This window comes from Bacillus luti, from assembly GCF_001884105.1.
GTDB lineage: Bacteria > Bacillota > Bacilli > Bacillales > Bacillaceae_G > Bacillus_A > Bacillus_A luti.
The window spans coordinates 42,488-58,030 of record NZ_MACI01000010.1 but is presented as its reverse complement, the minus strand read 5'-3'; the positions used below and the strand labels follow the sequence as shown (position 1 = coordinate 58,030).

Below are 15,543 nucleotides of genomic sequence, written 5' to 3'. Positions count from 1 at the left end.
AATGGGAAAGATTTTTTTTATGAATAAAAAGGGGGGCTGTTCGCGTGAGTGTACGGGAACATTTTGATGAAGTATCGGAGAAGATTCAAGCGATGCTTGCTGATATGAAATATGGTTCAATTACAATTGTTGTGCAAGATGGAAAAGTCATTCAGTTAGAGAAAAGTGAAAAAGTACGTTTAAAGTAAAAAGCGCTGACTAGAAAAACTAGAGGCGGTTTTAACCTATTGTATTAGGTTAAAACCGTCTTTTTGCTTTTACAGGGGGAAAAAACATGTTGACGTATGAAACGTGGGCTGAAAATGGTGTTTCATTTTCAGAAGAAGATGAAACAAAAGGCGCGCTATCTGTATTAAGTTGGGCTTATAAAGAATATAAAGAAGAAATCGTATACGCATGTAGCTTTGGAGTGGAAGGTATGGTACTACTGCATCTTATAAACCAAGTAAATCCATCTGCTAAAGTTGTATTTTTGGATACAAATGTTCATTTTCAAGAAACGTATGAATTAATTCAAAAAGTGCGGGAACGATTTCCTTCATTAAACATTATAGAAAAACAGCCAGAACTTACACTTGATGAACAAGCAAAGTTGCATGGTGACAGGCTATGGGAAAGCAATCCGAATCTTTGTTGTAAAATTAGGAAAATTTCACCTTTAGAAAAAGTGTTAGCAAATGAAAAGGCATGGATATCAGGTTTAAGAAGGGAACAATCGGAAACTCGCAAACATACAAACTTTATAAATCAAGATCGTCGTTTTCAATCTATTAAGATTTGTCCACTTATTCATTGGACATGGAAAGAAGTGTGGCGATATGTATACAAACATAGTTTGCCGTATAACCCATTACATGATGTTGGCTATCCAAGTATTGGGTGTGAGAAGTGTACGTTACCTGTAGATGGTGGCGATTCAAGAGATGGTAGATGGGCTGGAAAACTGAAAACAGAATGTGGTCTTCATGATCAATAAGATGAATTGAAAAATAAAGCTAAGAGAGGATATAGAAAATGAGTACAAGAAACGAATTAGTAAACCGTATAGATGAGACATACGACGTATCACAAATTGAAAAAGAAATTAAATTAGACAACGTTGCGTTAAGTGATTTAGAGCTACTAGCGACAGGTGGATATAGCCCACTTACAGGTTTCTTAGGTAAGAATGATTATGATTCGGTCGTAGAAACCCTTCGTTTAGCAAATGGGAGCATATGGAGTATACCAATTACATTGCCGGTAACAGAAGGTGTAGCAGAGAGGCTGGAAGTTGGAGAGGAAGTAAAGCTTGTTAACGATGGGAAAATATATGGTGTCATTCAAATAGAAGATATTTTTGTACCAGATAAAGAAAAAGAAGCGTTACTTGTATATAAAACGACGGATGAGGCTCATCCAGGAGTGAAAAAATTATATGAACGACCAAACGTTTATGTTGGAGGAGCTATTATTCTTACAAAACGCTTTGAAAATAATCAATTTCCTTCTTATCATTTAGATCCAATTGAAACGCGAGAAGAATTTAAAAAGCGTGGTTGGAAAACAGTAGTTGGGTTTCAAACGAGAAACCCGGTACATCGCGCTCATGAATATATTCAAAAGTCTGCTCTTGAAATTGTAGATGGTCTCTTTTTGAATCCGCTTGTTGGGGAAACGAAATCAGATGATATTCCTGCTGATGTAAGGATGGAAAGCTATGAAGTATTACTTCAAAACTATTATCCGAAAAATCGTGTCTTTTTGGGTGTGTTTCCTGCGGCGATGCGTTACGCAGGGCCAAGAGAGGCGATATTTCATGCATTAGTAAGAAAGAATTTTGGATGTACCCACTTTATTGTAGGGCGTGATCATGCCGGGGTAGGAGATTATTATGGAACATATGAAGCGCAAGAGATTTTTACAAACTTTACAGTGGAAGAGTTAGGGATTACACCGCTATTTTTTGAACATAGCTTTTACTGCAGGAAATGTGAAGCAATGGCTTCAACGAAAACATGCCCGCACGGAAAAGAGGATCATGTCATTTTATCCGGTACGAAAGTAAGGGAGCTATTAAGAAACGGTGAGATTCCGCCAAGTACATTTAGTCGTAAAGAAGTAGTGGAAGTGCTAATTAAAGGTTTGAAAAAAGGTGTAGTAACAAAATAGGGAGAGAAAGAGATGAATACAAATATTACTTGGCATACAGCCTCTGTTTCAAAAGATGAGAGAAGAGTGAAAAGTGGTCATCATAGTTTTGTAATTTGGTTTACGGGTTTATCAGCTTCGGGTAAATCTACAGTAGCGAATGCGGTTGCTCGTAAACTATTTGAAAAGAATATCGGAAACTATGTGCTAGATGGGGATAATATACGCCATGGTTTAAATAATGATTTAGGGTTTTCTGAAAGTGATCGTACAGAGAATATTCGTCGTATCGGTGAAGTTTCTAAACTATTCGTAGATCAAGGAACGATTGTTCTTACAGCATTCATTTCACCATTTCGAGTAGACCGAAAACAAGTTAGAGATCTATTAGCGGCGGATGAATTTATTGAAGTGTTTGTGAAGTGTCCGATTGAAGAGTGTGAAAAACGTGATCCGAAAGGTCTTTATAAAAAGGCAAGAAAAGGTGATATTAAACAGTTTACTGGTGTTGATTCACCATATGAGGAGCCAGAACGAGCAGAATTAATTGTAGAAACACATAAGTATTCTATTGAAGAATGTGCAGAACAAATTGTGAAGTATTTACAAGAGCGTAGTTTTATCCCGCACTAACGGGCTGTAAAACACCTACCTCAAAATTCGGCTTGGGAAAAGAAGTTAGGTGGGAGCCCTGCCGTCTGTAAATGCCTGATTGGTTAAGGCTAATACTCAGTGGGAGGTGAACACAATCCTCACTGAGTAAAGATTCACTTTATATAGGGGGATTAAAAATGAGTTACGAAAAAGTATGGGTTAACAATGAAAAATTAAATCAGACTGAGAAGAATAAATTAGAAAAAGATGGATTGGAAATCTTTAATGACATTCCTTACTATGCGGAGAATGGATTCGAATCTATTCCGAAAGAAGAGTGGGACGCATTTAAATGGGCAGGATTGTATTTGCAGCGTCCGAAAGAAGCTGGATACTTTATGATGCGTGTAAATATTCCTTCTGGGATTATTACAAATGCGCAGGCAGAAGCGCTTGCTTCTATCGCTGAGGATTATGGACGTGATGTAATCGATATTACGACAAGACAGGCGATTCAGTTTCATTGGTTAGAGATTCAGCAAATTCCAGATATTTTTAAAAGGTTAGCGAGAGTTGGATTATCTTCAGCAGGGGCGTGTGGTGATATAACGCGTAATATTACAGGAAATCCACTTGCGGGAATTGATGCAAATGAACTGTTTGATACAACAGGTATTGTAAAAGAGGTATATGACTACTTTCAACATAATGAAGAGTTTTCTAACTTACCACGTAAATTTAAAATGTCCATTAGTTCTAACATTTATAATTCAGCAAATGCGGAGATTAACTGTGTGGCATTTACACCTGCTACGAAAGAAATAAATGGTGAGAAAAAAGTTGGTTTTCATATAAAAGTAGGCGGAGGATTATCAGCTCGTCCATATTTAGCGGAAGAATTAGATGTATTCGTTCTACCAGAAGAAGTGAAGGCGGTAGCAATTGCGATTGCTACTATATTCCGAGATTTTGGATATCGTGAAAAGCGTCATTTAGCACGCTTGAAATTTCTTGTTGCAGACTGGGGAGCGGAGAAATTTAAAGAGAAACTACTAGAGTATACAGGGTCTTTACAAAGTAAAGGAGAAAGTGCATTAAAAGGATGGAATGCAGGTTATTTTTATGGTGTTCAAGATCAAAAACAAGAGGGACTAAAATATGTCGGCTTTAATGTGCCTGTAGGGCGTTTACATGCAGAAGAAATGTTTGAGATTGCAAGAATTGCAAAGCAATATGGTAACGGGCAAATTCGTACTTGTAACTCGCAAAACTTCATTATTCCGAATGTTCCGCCAGAGAATGTTGCAGGCTTATTAAGCGAACCATTATTTGAAGCAATTTCTGCAAATCCGAAATCATTTATTGGTCATGCGGTTTCATGTACAGGTATTGAATATTGTAATCTCGCATTAGTAGAAACGAAAGAAAGGTTACGCCAAATCGCTGAGTACTTAGATACACAAATTGCACTCGACGTTCCTGTTCGAATTCATATGGTAGGATGCCCGAATTCATGTGGTCAACGTCAAATTGCTGACATTGGATTACAAGGGGTGAAAATGAAAACGAAGGAAAAAGGAATTGTTGAGGCGTTTGAAATTTATGTCGGCGGAACGTTACTAGATGGCGGTGCTTATAATCAAAAGCTAAAAGGGAAAATAGACGGTGAAGATTTACCGGATGTGCTCGCATCATTTATAAGTTATTTCAAAAAAAATAAGTTACCAGCTGAAACATTTTATGATTTTGTTGAACGTATCGGCGTAGATACATTACAAATAGCGTTAAATAACGTGTTAGAGGAAGTTATAGCGTCTTAGGAGGGGCAATATGGACTTATACCGATTTGAAGCTGTATTAGCGAATAATATCGTTCCGATTGTTGTCGTTGCTCAAAGTGAAGAACAGGCATTTAAGCTTGCAGAGATTGAGCTTGAAAAACATTTTTTACCGTTACCGGAAATAAAGGAGATTTCCTTATTTGAAAAAAAGAAGATTCGAAAAAGCGCGGCCTTTGTTATTCACGAGTAAGGAACATTGAAATATGAAGTAATGAAAACTTCCATTCGTATATAAGGATGGAAGTTTCACTTTAATAGTAGAAATGAGGAGAGCTGATGGGAAAAGTATATATCGTTGGAGCGGGCCCTGGGGATCCAGATTTAATCACTGTGAAAGGATTGAAATGTATTGAGAAGGCAGATGTTATTTTATACGACCGTCTTGTGAATAAAGAGTTGCTTTCGTACGCAAAGCCTGAAGCGGATTTAATTTATTGCGGGAAGCTCCCGAATTATCACACGATGAAGCAAGAGACGATTCATACATTTCTTATTAAATACGCAAAAAAAGGAAAAATTGTAACGCGGTTAAAAGGGGGAGATCCGTTTGTATTTGGTAGAGGTGGAGAAGAAGCTGAAGCGCTAGCGAAGCAAGGGATACCATTTGAAATCGTCCCAGGTATTTCCTCTGGAATAGCTGCACCTGCTTATGCGGGGATTCCGGTGACCCATCGTGATGCAAGTGCAAGTTTTGCTATTGTGACAGGACACAGGAAAGAAGATGCTGAAGAGGAAGTAAAGTGGGAAAGTTTAGCGAAGGGTGTAGAGACTTTAGCAGTATATATGGGGGTTAGTAATTTGCCCTACATATGTGAACAACTTATGAAGCATGGGAAAGAAAAAAATACACCTGCTGCTATTATTGAGCGGGGAACGACGTCTATGCAGCGCACAGTTGTCGGGACGTTAGGAACAATTGTGGAGGTTGCGAGAAAAGAACAAATTCAAAATCCGAGCATGATTGTAATTGGAGAAGTTGTCCGTTTTAGAGAAAAGATTCATTGGTTTGAGAAACAAACGGAAAATGCCTATCAAGTAAGTGGAGTGTTGTAAAATGAAGGCTATTTTATATATATGTCATGGAAGTCGGTTGAGGGAAGCAAAAGAAGAGGCAATTCAATTTATTACGTCATGTATGAGCCGTATAGAGGCAACGATTCAAGAAGTTTGTTTTTTAGAGTTAGCGAATCCCTCTATTGAAGAAGGCTTTCGTACATGTGTGAAGCGTGGTGCGACAGAGATTATCGCTATTCCTGTATTTTTATTAGCGGCAGGTCATGTGAAAAATGATATTCCGTTTGAATTACAAAAGTTAAATGATCAATTTCCTCATATTAAAGTGTCTTACGGTAATCCATTTGGTGTATCAAGAACACTTATAAAATCGGTATATAAAGGAAGCGGTATTGAAGAATATAAAAATAAAGTGACACTTTTACTTGTCGCAAGGGGCAGTAGCGATCCTGAAACTTTACAAGATATAAATCGGATCGCTGCTTTATTTCAAGCGGAGGGAAAAATTGATAAAGTAGAAGTTTGTTTTTTAGCGGCTGCAGAACCAAAATTTGAGGGGAAATTGAAGGAAGTTGTAGAACGAAAAGAAGAGCATATCATTGTGCTACCTTATTTGTTATTTACAGGATTACTTATGAAATATATTGAAAAAGAAGTGCGTCAATATGAATTGGAAGGAATAAAAATAAGCCCGTATTTAGGAAAGAATGAAGCGTTTCGAGAAATGTTAATCCAAAAAACGAAGGAAATATTGAGAGGAGATCAATATGTATCCACTTACAGTGCGAGTTGATAAGAAACGTGTTGTTGTCATTGGTGGAGGGAAAGTTGCGGGATTTAAAATTATTCCTTTACTAAAACAAGGTGCGGATATAGTTGTAGTAAGTCCGGAATTAGACGCAAATTTAGTGAAACTTGTGGAGGAGAAGAAAATTCGTTGGTATCAAAGAGAGTATGAAAAAAGTGATATTAAAGATGCTTTTTTAGTTGTCGCAGCGAGTAGTGATTCTATATTAAATGAACAAGTTGCTGAGGATAGCGCAGAGAATCAATTGGTAAATGTTATTACAAACCCAGAAAGTGGTAATGTTCATTTTCCGGCGGCAATTCATCGTGGGTTACTTAATATAGCGGTTTCTACTGGAGGAGCAAGTCCAAAGCTTGCGAAAAAAATTCGAGATGATATCGCAAATAAATATGATGAAACATACGAAATATATTTAGAGTTTCTATATGAAGTAAGAATCAAGTTAAAAGAGTTGCAGTTAGAAAAGAGAGAACGACATATATTGCTACAAGAAGTATTGAAATCAGTATATGTGCAAAGCGAGGAAAAAAGAGAAAGTTTTTTACGGAAATTAGAGGGGGAAGTTCTCCAATAACAAAAAATAAATTGCGCTTTACAAATATAAAAATATAATTTATAATCACAAGTAACTTCAATAGATGAAATCGATGAGCAAGAAGAGTATGTATATTTGATACGTTCAGAGAGCTGGGGTAAGGTGTGAGCCCGGTACGATAAAATATACAGAATGGGCTTGCGAGAGGTATGTTGAACATTGTAGTAGGCAACCCGGGTTCCGCCGTTAAAAGGATAGAGTATCGGAATTTTTCCTGTACTTGAACAAGTGGGATTTATCAATCCAATTGAGGTGGTACCACGGTATTTACATTACATATATCGTCCTCTACATGCATATTTGCGTGTAGGGGACTTTTTTATTTTCTAAAGGAGGTGTGCGAGTATGAAATGAAAGTGTATAATTGGTAAAAGTTTAAATATTCAGAAAAGGAGAATTTATGATGAAAGAAACACAGCAATGGACGTCGAAAATTGGCTTTGTACTCGCAGCAGCCGGAGCCGCAGTAGGTCTTGGTGCGATATGGAAATTTCCATATGTTGCAGGTAATGGTGGGGGAGGCGCATTCTTCCTTGTATTTTTACTATTAACTTTATTTATAGGTATGCCGCTTCTAATAGCAGAATTTGTTATTGGACGTAGCACTCAAAAAGAGGCAGTTACAGCGTATAAAGTATTGGTGCCAAATAGCAAGTTATATCCTTGGATTGGTCGTATGGGGGTTGTTACTTGTTTTAGCGTACTATCTTTTTATAGTGTTGTAGGTGGATGGATTTTACTGTACTTATACTATAGTGTTACAGGAAGCTTCTGGAATGGTGTTGTTGATTATGGAAAATTGTTTGGTGAAACAATTTCAAATCCAGTAAGCGCAATTGGAGCGCAATTTGTCTTTATGCTTTGTACTATTTTTGTTGTTAGTAAAGGTGTAGAAAAAGGTATAGAAAAGGCAAGTAAGTACATGATGCCGCTATTATTCATTTTATTTATTGCTATCATTATTCGTGCTTTAACACTGGATGGTGCTATGGCTGGGGTAGAGTTCTTCTTAAAACCAGATTTTTCAAAGCTTACAGCAGATACGATTTTATATGCGATGGGACAATCTTTCTTCTCATTAACGGTAGGTGCCTCAGTAATGGTAACGTATAGTTCGTATTTGAAGAAAGAGGAACATTTAGCGAAATCAGCAACATCTATTGTAAGTTTAACTGTATTTATTACAGTGCTTGCAGGATTAGCGATTTTCCCAGCGATTTTCGCATTAGGCGTTAAGCCGACAGAAGGACCAGGACTACTGTTTATCGTTCTTCCTGCTGTCTTTGCGAAAATACCATTTGGACAATTTTTCTTCATTATGTTTTTAGTGTTATTTTTCTTTGCAACTTTAACATCTGCGATTTCAATGCTTGAAATTGTTGTAGCATCTGTTGCGAAAGATAATGAGAAAAAGCGTCCGTCCGCATCATTATTAATTGGTATTCTTATTTTTGCGGTTGGAATTCCATCGGCATTATCATTTGGGATTATGAGTGATGTGAAAATATTTGGAAAAACATTCTTTGATTTCGTTGATTTTTCGGTAAGTAATGTGTTGCTGCCGTTAGGGGTACTAGCTATTTCGCTATTTGTACCCAATAAAATGAGTAAAGAGTTATTAATGAAAGAATTAGAAGTTACGGAAACGAAAGGGAAAACGCTATTTAACATTTGGTTCTTCTTACTTCGTTATATTATTCCAGTAACTGTAATAATTGTATTTTTAAATGCAATAGGTGTATTTAAAATGTTTGCATAAAAAAAGACGGGGATCCCCGTCTTTTTTTATGTTGATGATTGCAATAAACGATTATATGCTTTATAAGCTGTGACGACTGCGATGAATGAACCGATTAAAAACAACGCTGAGCCGCCAAATGTAAATAACCGGCCAATGTACGTTTCTCTAGCTTCTTCTATTTCTTGTTGTAATTGTGTATTCATATGAATCACCTCGTAAAATATAGGCATGTAGTTATAGTCTATGTGGAATGCCTATATTGTGTGAAGTGTAAATAAAAAACTCGGTATGCACCGAGTTTTTATAATCCGATATAAGGAGATGGATCAACTGCGTTTGTCTTACCGACATTCCATTCTCCGAGGTGAAGTTCAAAGTGTAAATGTTGTCCGTATGATTGGCCAGTATTCCCCATAAATCCAAGTTGAGTTCCTTGTTTTACAGTTTGTCCATTTGATACAGAACGGCTGCTCATATGAGCATATACTGTCGTATATGTTTTTCCGTTTATACGATGAGATAAGTATACAACGTTTCCGTAACTGGATGATAACTCTGAGCGAATAACAACACCATCTGCTGCAGCGATAATTGGAACGGTTCCTGAAGCAGCGATATCGATTCCTTTATGGTTATCTAAAGAACGTGCGCCGAACCCAGAAGTTTTTGATCCTGCTGCTGGTTTAATAAATCCACCGATGTTTGTATCGTGCGGTACCGGAGCAGCTTGAGCAGGTGTGGCAGCTGCTTGTTTGCGAGCTTCCTCCGCCTTGCGTGCCTCTTCAGCTTTACGAGCTTCCTCTGCACGTTTTTCTTCTTCAATTGCTTTTTGAACAGCTTGACGCTGATTTTCTAAAATACCCTTTGATTCTTCTAATCCTTCAATCTCTGAATCTACTTTTGCTACTTTCGTATGTAGATCGTTAATAAGCGTTTGTTGCTGTTGTTGGTTGTTTTGTAATTCTTGTTGCTTTTGTTCTAATTTTTGCTCGGATTCTTTTAGATGTTGCTCTTTTTTCTCAACAGCCTCTTTTTCAGTTGTCACAGCACTTTGATCAGTTGTTTGTTTTTTCACGATATCTGTATCGTTGTTTAAAATCAAACTTACGGAATACATATTATCAACAAGATCAGCAATGTTTGCAGAGTTTGTTAAGACCTCTGTAATAATACTTGTACGAGGTTTTTCTTGCATAGATTGTAGTCGTTGTTTAATAACTTCTTGACGTGTATCTATGTTTGTTTGTAATTGTTCTATATGTTTCTTTTTTTCAGCAATTATTTGTTGTGTTTTGCTAATTTCTTTCTTCGTATCGTTTAATTCAGCCTCGTTTTTATTAATAGATGTAGTTAATTCATCGATTTTTTTTTGTAATTCTTGAATTTCCTTTTCTATTTGGTCTTTCTCAGCTGATTTATTTTGTAAGTCACTTTGTTTGCCGTCTAATTCTGATTGTATGTTAGATAATTTATCTTGATTCGTTTCAGCGTATACAGGTGAAAGTAGCGGAGAGACCAAAATCGTTCCTGCTGCTAAAACACTAAACGCTGCAAATTTCTTTTTCATTGTTGTTTGGCTCCTTTCCCTATGAATGTTATATATCATTAGAAGGGGAGTGTCTATCGTTGTAATCATAATGTAAAGGAAATTTTATAAAAATGCTAAATTTTGTCGGAATTTAGCATCTTTTAAATTTAATTGTCATGGTAGTTACATTTTTTTGTGAGTACAACAAAGAGAATATATCGTATATTTTTTGTAAAATAAAGGAAAATAACATATTTGTTTTATATAGTTAAATATTTGTAGAGAAGTCAATAAAACACTGATAAGGAATCGTTCTCATGTGAGGTTTTCTGACATGGGTTTTGTTTTTGTCAAGAAAATTATTTGCATTCGGGCAAACTTATTTAGTTGTCAGATTTTAATTTTTGATTTATGATTTTTAACAGGGACAAAATGTAGTGAATTGTCGAATAATATGTAATACTCTTAATTTCTTAGTTTTATAGAGATAGAGTTACGCATCTAAGAGGGGGTTACAACAAATATGAAAAGAATAGGACTTGCGTGGCAAATATTAATAGGACTTGCGCTTGGTATTGCGGTTGGGGCGATTTTCTTTGGCAATCCGGCAGTGGTAAGTTATTTACAACCAATTGGTGATATTTTCATCCGATTAATTAAAATGATCGTTGTACCGATTGTTGTAGCAAGTATTGTTGTTGGGGTTGCTGGTGTTGGCGATGTTAAAAAACTAGGCCGACTAGGTGGAAAAACAATTATTTACTTCGAAATTATTACAACAATTGCAATTATTGTCGGTCTATTAATAGCGAATATTTTCCAGCCAGGAAAAGGCGTAAATATGGAGCAGTTAACGAAGACAGATATTTCGAAATATACACATACGACAGAGCAAGTACAAAGTCATTCATTTGCAGATACATTTGTAAATATTGTTCCAACGAACATTGTGAAGTCGTTAGCTGATGGAGATATGCTTGCGATTATTTTCTTCTCTGTACTATTTGGTTTAGGTGTAGCGGCAATTGGTGAAAGAGGAAGACCGGTTCTTCAATTTTTCCAAGGTGTAGCTGATGCAATGTTTTACGTAACGAACCAAGTTATGAAATTTGCGCCGTTTGGTGTATTTGCACTAATTGGTGTTACAGTTTCTACATTCGGTTTAGCTTCATTAATTCCGTTAGGAAAATTACTCATTGTTGTATATGGAGCAATGATCTTCTTCGTTGTAGTTGTCTTAGGACTTACAGCGAAAATATTTGGCATTAACATTTTCCAATTCTTTAAGATTTTAAAAGACGAGCTGATCTTAGCGTACTCTACAGCAAGTTCAGAAACGGTTTTACCGAAAATCATGGAGAAGATGGAGAAGTTCGGTTGTCCGAAAGCAATTACATCTTTCGTTATTCCGACAGGTTATTCATTTAACTTAGATGGATCAACTTTATATCAAGCGATTGCGGCGATTTTCTTAGCGCAAATGTACGGTATTGATTTATCTATTACGCAACAAATTACATTATTACTTGTATTAATGGTTACATCAAAAGGTATCGCGGGTGTACCGGGCGTATCATTCGTTGTATTACTAGCAACACTTGGTACAGTAGGTATTCCAGCTGAAGGTTTAGCATTTATTGCAGGTATTGACCGTATTTTAGATATGGCTCGTACAGCAGTTAACGTTGTAGGTAACTCTTTAGCAGCTGTAGTTATGTCTAAGTGGGAAGGTCAATATGACGCTGAAAAAGGACAAGCTTATTTAAAAGAGATTTCTGAAAAGGGTCAAGCGGCTTAATTATAATATGAACAAGCCCTCACATAATATGTGGGGGCTTTTCTATATATAGAAGAGGAGCGGACGTAATGAAACGTAAATATGGGGATGGTTCTTCGTGGAAACGACTAATAGAGAAGGATTATATAGTGAAGCAAGTAGAAGAGGGTATGTTAGGAATACTGGACATACAGAAGGTGAGAGAACCGAGTTGTAAAGAATACGCAGGTAAAGAAATTTGTATTGCAGGGGATAAGTATACGTGGATTCAGTATTTCATAAATGGGAAGAACTTTGCCATAACAGCTATGCTAGATGATCAAAAAACATTAGTGCAATATTATATTGACGTAGCGAAAGAATATGAAATAGACGAGCGTGGTTTACCTTATTTTGATGATTTATATTTAGATGTAGTATTGTTACCGAACGGTGAGATCTATGTATTGGATGAAGACGAGTTAGAGGATGCTTATAAAATTGGTGATATTACAAAGGAAGAATATGAGTTAGCTTTGCATACAACAAAATGGATAATAGCAGCTATAAAAAATAATGAATTTTATTGGATTTCAATATTGGATGAAGAAATTGAAAAGTGGAAATGATTGCTGTATTCGCGTTTTTGTATAATTACCAAAAAAATCTATACAAAAAATAATTGACTTTTGTTTTGTAAGCGAGTAAAGTTAGGAAAGAAATTATTATTAAAAAATAAATACGAAACCTTCTTATAAAGAGAGGCGGAGGGACTGGCCCTACGATGCCTCGGCAGCGGACTCGATTTCAGAGTGCTGTGCCAAATCCAGCAAGCATGTGCTTGAAAGATGAGAAGAGTGTTTCTTATAGATGTATAAGACCTCTTCTCATTGGAAGAGGTCTTTTGTTATTCATTAGAAAAAAGGTTGAAACTAGGGAGAGATGGTACTTTGAAAGAAACGAGAGGAAATGGTTTAGCTTTATTACCGCTTGGGATATTTTTGGCGCTATTTATTGGTTCTGGAATTATTACAGGTGATTTCTATAAATTGCCGATACTTGTAGCGATTTCAATTGCTGTAGGAATCGCTTTAGCGATGAATCGTAAAGAAAGCTTTAATGTGAAAGTAGAGCGCTTTGCTAAAGGTGCAGGAAATCCAGATATTATGATTATGGTATTAATTTTTGTACTTGCAGGTGCGTTTTCTGAAACAGCTAAAGGAATGGGCGGAGTAGATTCAACTGTTAATTTAGCGTTATCTATTTTGCCACCAGGATTTATCGTAGCTGGAATTTTTATTATTGGGGCATTTATTTCATTAGCGATGGGAACTTCGATGGGAACCATTGCAGCGTTAGCACCAATTGCTGTAGGTATTAGTGGGCAAACTGATATCTCAATTGCACTTACGATGGCGACCGTTGTTGGCGGTGCGATGTTTGGTGATAATTTATCGTTTATTTCAGATACAACAATCGCAGCTGTTCGTTCACAAGGAACAGAAATGAAAGATAAGTTTAAGACGAACTTTTTAATTGTATTACCGGCTGCGATTATTACGATTGTACTATTAGTAATCATCACTTTAGGAAGCGATACGCAAGTCAAAGCTCATAGTTTTGACTGGATAAAGATTTTACCATATGCAGGAGTACTTATTACAGCGTTACTTGGCTGGAATGTACTTATTGTGTTAACAGGTGGAACTGTACTATCTGGTGCTATCGGCCTTATAGATGGAAGTTACACGTTAGAGAGTTTCTTTAAAAGTGTAACGACAGGAATGGGCGGTATGATGGAGTTAGTATTACTTGCTATTTTAATTGGTGGTATGGTCGAACTGATTCAATATAATGGTGGTATTCAATATTTAATGAATCTTTTAACACGTAACATTCGCTCGAAAAAAGGTGCGGAGTTCGGTATTGCTGGCTTAGTGAGTATGACGAATATGTGTACAGCGAATAATACAATTTCTATTATCTTTACAGGGCCGCTTGCGAAAAACATTGCAGATCAATACGAAATTGATCCACGTAAATCAGCGAGTGTATTAGATCTCTTTTCTTGTTGTGTGCAAGGCTTAATTCCGTACGGTGCTCAAATGTTAACTGCGGCAGGATTTGCTGCGTTATCTCCGATTGAATTGTTACCATATGCATTTTATCCAATTTTAGTAGGGGTATGCGGGATTGTTTCGATTTTGATTGGATTTCCAAGGTTTTCGAAAGTAGCTGAGAAAAAAGAGTATCATAAAACAGCTTAATTTAATATGAAAGTTACCGTTATGTATTGAAACCGCGCAGAGAATATTCTCTGCGCGGTTTTTTTATGTAAAGGGCTGAATTCAACTCAGTCTTAAGTCTGAGTCAAAAACGGTTCTTAAGCTCGTTATGGAAAGATGAAAAAATAGTTAAGATAAGAGTATCAAATCGAAGGGAGGCAAGCACAAGATGAAACAATTTCTAGCGTTTATCGCGGCCGGTATTTTGGCTCTAATTGCTCTTGGTAGTCTTGCTGGTATTGTAGGATTCGCAATCGGAGCAGGAGTTGTGTACTGGAGCTACAAATCATTTGTGCGAGCACAATCATTTTTTGGAAAGTTAGCTTGGGGTATTGTCGGTTTAATCGGCTTGTCAATTGCCCTATCACATTCACCAGCATTAATCGGTATCGCTGCTTTAGTAGTTTTATACTATGGATACCGTGAGTGGAAAAAAGAAAAAGATGTAGTTGTTGACGCTGCTCCAGAAAGTTCTAAACCATATAGCAACTTTGAAGATGAGTGGAACAAGTTAATGAAAAACTAAAAGAATAAACCAAATCATAAATAAAGTAGAAGAGAGGAAGATTTATAATGAAACAATCTTTATTCGGACGTGTACGCGATGCAATTTTAGCTGATTTTCATAACGTGTTAGATGAGAAGGAAAGAAAAAATCCAATTGCTATGTTAAACCAATATTTACGCGATAGTGAGCGTGAAATAACAAAAATTGAGAAGTTAATTCAGCGTCATAAAACATTAAAATCTAACTTCGCTCGTGAGCTTGAGCAAGCACGCTATTTCGTTAATAAAAGATCAAAGCAAGCTGTTATTGCTCAAGAAGCAGGCGAATTACAATTGCACGAGCGTGCGTTAGAAGAGGTAGCTTATTATGAAGGGCAAGTAACTCGATTAGAAGAAATGTATGCAGGTGTTGTAGAGCAAATTGATGAATTAGAGCGCCGTCTTTCTGAAATGAAAAATAAATTAAAAGAAATGCACGCAAAGCGTATGGAACTAATGGCTCGTGAAAATATGGCACATGCAAATCGTCGTATGAATACAGCGATGCATAAAATGGATGAGAATAATCCGTTCTTACGATTTGAAGAAATTGAAGATCATATTCGCGACTTAGAAACTCGTATGAATGATGAGCATGAACGTGACACATTTGATATGAAAATTGCAAAGCTTGAGCGTGAAATGAAAGAAAAAAGTGAAGTGTCGTTAACGAAGGAAGTAACAAAATAATTGTAGTATATTATA

The 15,543-nt window shown here is 36.5% G+C and carries 17 protein-coding genes, 1 riboswitch and 1 other annotated feature; of the genes, 15 read left to right on the top strand and 2 right to left on the bottom strand.

The features are described from left to right. Window positions 1-44: 44 nt before the first annotated feature. The 10 genes from BAQ48_RS02340 to BAQ48_RS02295 all read left to right on the top strand — a co-directional run bounded on the left by BAQ48_RS02340 (window position 45) and on the right by BAQ48_RS02295 (window position 8,741). Entirely contained in the window at window positions 45-188 is a 144-nt protein-coding gene (locus tag BAQ48_RS02340; protein ID WP_000116159.1) for a YezD family protein, read from the top strand. Between the two features lie 86 nt (window positions 189-274). After that, window positions 275-976 (top strand): phosphoadenylyl-sulfate reductase, encoded by a 702-nt coding sequence (locus BAQ48_RS02335; RefSeq protein ID WP_071709838.1) that lies wholly within the window; start codon window positions 275-277, stop codon window positions 974-976. Window positions 977-1,014: 38 nt separating this feature from the next. Continuing rightward, entirely contained in the window at window positions 1,015-2,151 is a 1,137-nt protein-coding gene (gene sat / locus BAQ48_RS02330) for a sulfate adenylyltransferase (protein ID WP_071709837.1), read from the top strand. Between the two features lie 12 nt (window positions 2,152-2,163). Beyond that, entirely contained in the window at window positions 2,164-2,763 is a 600-nt protein-coding gene (gene cysC / locus BAQ48_RS02325) for an adenylyl-sulfate kinase (RefSeq protein WP_001095373.1), read from the top strand. Between the two features lie 158 nt (window positions 2,764-2,921). Then, the gene (locus tag BAQ48_RS02320) at window positions 2,922-4,544 is read left to right on the top strand and encodes a nitrite/sulfite reductase (RefSeq protein ID WP_071709836.1); all 1,623 of its coding nucleotides are present in this window, start codon (window positions 2,922-2,924) and stop codon (window positions 4,542-4,544) included. A gap of 10 nt (window positions 4,545-4,554) precedes the next feature. Next, window positions 4,555-4,755, top strand: coding sequence for a DUF3906 family protein (locus BAQ48_RS02315; RefSeq protein WP_071709835.1), 201 nt, complete (start codon window positions 4,555-4,557; stop codon window positions 4,753-4,755). 86 nt (window positions 4,756-4,841) lie between these two features. Beyond that, window positions 4,842-5,618: a uroporphyrinogen-III C-methyltransferase gene (gene cobA / locus BAQ48_RS02310; RefSeq protein WP_071709834.1), complete on the top strand. Its 777-nt coding sequence runs from the start codon at window positions 4,842-4,844 to the stop codon at window positions 5,616-5,618. A gap of 1 nt (window position 5,619) precedes the next feature. Beyond that, entirely contained in the window at window positions 5,620-6,372 is a 753-nt protein-coding gene (locus BAQ48_RS02305; RefSeq protein ID WP_071709833.1) for a sirohydrochlorin chelatase, read from the top strand. Then, complete coding sequence (locus BAQ48_RS02300) at window positions 6,347-6,961, top strand: NAD(P)-binding protein (protein WP_071709832.1); 615 nt, start codon at window positions 6,347-6,349, stop codon at window positions 6,959-6,961. Before BAQ48_RS02305 ends, BAQ48_RS02300 begins: the two co-directional genes overlap by 26 nt. 64 nt (window positions 6,962-7,025) lie before the next feature. Further along, window positions 7,026-7,274: a binding site (T-box leader), on the top strand. Between the two features lie 111 nt (window positions 7,275-7,385). After that, complete coding sequence (locus BAQ48_RS02295) at window positions 7,386-8,741, top strand: sodium-dependent transporter (protein WP_000665438.1); 1,356 nt, start codon at window positions 7,386-7,388, stop codon at window positions 8,739-8,741. 26 nt (window positions 8,742-8,767) lie between these two features. On the opposite strand, the gene BAQ48_RS27790 is transcribed toward BAQ48_RS02295, so the two are convergent. Both BAQ48_RS27790 and BAQ48_RS02290 read right to left on the bottom strand, forming a co-directional pair. Beyond that, complete coding sequence (locus BAQ48_RS27790) at window positions 8,768-8,926, bottom strand: hypothetical protein (protein WP_001095992.1); 159 nt, start codon at window positions 8,924-8,926, stop codon at window positions 8,768-8,770. Window positions 8,927-9,024: 98 nt separating this feature from the next. Continuing rightward, window positions 9,025-10,290, bottom strand: coding sequence for a murein hydrolase activator EnvC family protein (locus BAQ48_RS02290; protein ID WP_071709831.1), 1,266 nt, complete (start codon window positions 10,288-10,290; stop codon window positions 9,025-9,027). 484 nt (window positions 10,291-10,774) lie between these two features. Here BAQ48_RS02290 and gltP point away from each other — a divergent pair, with 484 nt between their 5' ends. The 5 genes from gltP (at window position 10,775) to BAQ48_RS02265 (ending at window position 15,528) form a co-directional block, all read left to right on the top strand. Then, window positions 10,775-12,049, top strand: a complete 1,275-nt coding sequence (gltP, locus tag BAQ48_RS02285; protein ID WP_000821137.1) for a glutamate/aspartate:proton symporter GltP — start codon at window positions 10,775-10,777, stop codon at window positions 12,047-12,049. 68 nt (window positions 12,050-12,117) lie between these two features. Further along, window positions 12,118-12,636, top strand: coding sequence for a ribonuclease FAU-1 family protein (locus tag BAQ48_RS02280; RefSeq protein WP_071709830.1), 519 nt, complete (start codon window positions 12,118-12,120; stop codon window positions 12,634-12,636). 120 nt (window positions 12,637-12,756) lie between these two features. Further along, a riboswitch (SAM riboswitch) is annotated at window positions 12,757-12,862 on the top strand. Between the two features lie 95 nt (window positions 12,863-12,957). Beyond that, window positions 12,958-14,274 carry a Na+/H+ antiporter NhaC family protein gene (locus tag BAQ48_RS02275; RefSeq protein ID WP_071709829.1) on the top strand — a complete coding sequence of 439 codons (1,317 nt, stop codon included), beginning with the start codon at window positions 12,958-12,960 and terminating at the stop codon, window positions 14,272-14,274. Between the two features lie 187 nt (window positions 14,275-14,461). Further along, entirely contained in the window at window positions 14,462-14,818 is a 357-nt protein-coding gene (locus BAQ48_RS02270) for a lmo0954 family membrane protein (protein ID WP_000808647.1), read from the top strand. Between the two features lie 47 nt (window positions 14,819-14,865). After that, window positions 14,866-15,528 carry a PspA/IM30 family protein gene (locus tag BAQ48_RS02265; protein WP_000814149.1) on the top strand — a complete coding sequence of 221 codons (663 nt, stop codon included), beginning with the start codon at window positions 14,866-14,868 and terminating at the stop codon, window positions 15,526-15,528. Window positions 15,529-15,543 lie beyond the last annotated feature (15 nt).

What these genes read in the sequence shown, in the direction of transcription:
- BAQ48_RS02320 (WP_071709836.1), top strand. Translation starts at nt 2,922, where the DNA reads ATGAGTTACGAAAAAGTATGGGTTAACAATGAAAAATTAAATCAGACT.
- cobA (WP_071709834.1), top strand. Translation starts at nt 4,842, where the DNA reads ATGGGAAAAGTATATATCGTTGGAGCGGGCCCTGGGGATCCAGATTTA.
- gltP (WP_000821137.1), top strand. Translation starts at nt 10,775, where the DNA reads ATGAAAAGAATAGGACTTGCGTGGCAAATATTAATAGGACTTGCGCTT.
- BAQ48_RS02265 (WP_000814149.1), top strand. Translation starts at nt 14,866, where the DNA reads ATGAAACAATCTTTATTCGGACGTGTACGCGATGCAATTTTAGCTGAT.
- cysC (WP_001095373.1), top strand. Translation starts at nt 2,164, where the DNA reads ATGAATACAAATATTACTTGGCATACAGCCTCTGTTTCAAAAGATGAG.
- BAQ48_RS02305 (WP_071709833.1), top strand. Translation starts at nt 5,620, where the DNA reads ATGAAGGCTATTTTATATATATGTCATGGAAGTCGGTTGAGGGAAGCA.
- BAQ48_RS27790 (WP_001095992.1), bottom strand. Translation starts at nt 8,926, where the DNA reads ATGAATACACAATTACAACAAGAAATAGAAGAAGCTAGAGAAACGTAC.
- BAQ48_RS02295 (WP_000665438.1), top strand. Translation starts at nt 7,386, where the DNA reads ATGAAAGAAACACAGCAATGGACGTCGAAAATTGGCTTTGTACTCGCA.
- BAQ48_RS02280 (WP_071709830.1), top strand. Translation starts at nt 12,118, where the DNA reads ATGAAACGTAAATATGGGGATGGTTCTTCGTGGAAACGACTAATAGAG.
- sat (WP_071709837.1), top strand. Translation starts at nt 1,015, where the DNA reads ATGAGTACAAGAAACGAATTAGTAAACCGTATAGATGAGACATACGAC.
- BAQ48_RS02300 (WP_071709832.1), top strand. Translation starts at nt 6,347, where the DNA reads ATGTATCCACTTACAGTGCGAGTTGATAAGAAACGTGTTGTTGTCATT.
- BAQ48_RS02315 (WP_071709835.1), top strand. Translation starts at nt 4,555, where the DNA reads ATGGACTTATACCGATTTGAAGCTGTATTAGCGAATAATATCGTTCCG.
- BAQ48_RS02290 (WP_071709831.1), bottom strand. Translation starts at nt 10,290, where the DNA reads ATGAAAAAGAAATTTGCAGCGTTTAGTGTTTTAGCAGCAGGAACGATT.
- BAQ48_RS02270 (WP_000808647.1), top strand. Translation starts at nt 14,462, where the DNA reads ATGAAACAATTTCTAGCGTTTATCGCGGCCGGTATTTTGGCTCTAATT.
- BAQ48_RS02335 (WP_071709838.1), top strand. Translation starts at nt 275, where the DNA reads ATGTTGACGTATGAAACGTGGGCTGAAAATGGTGTTTCATTTTCAGAA.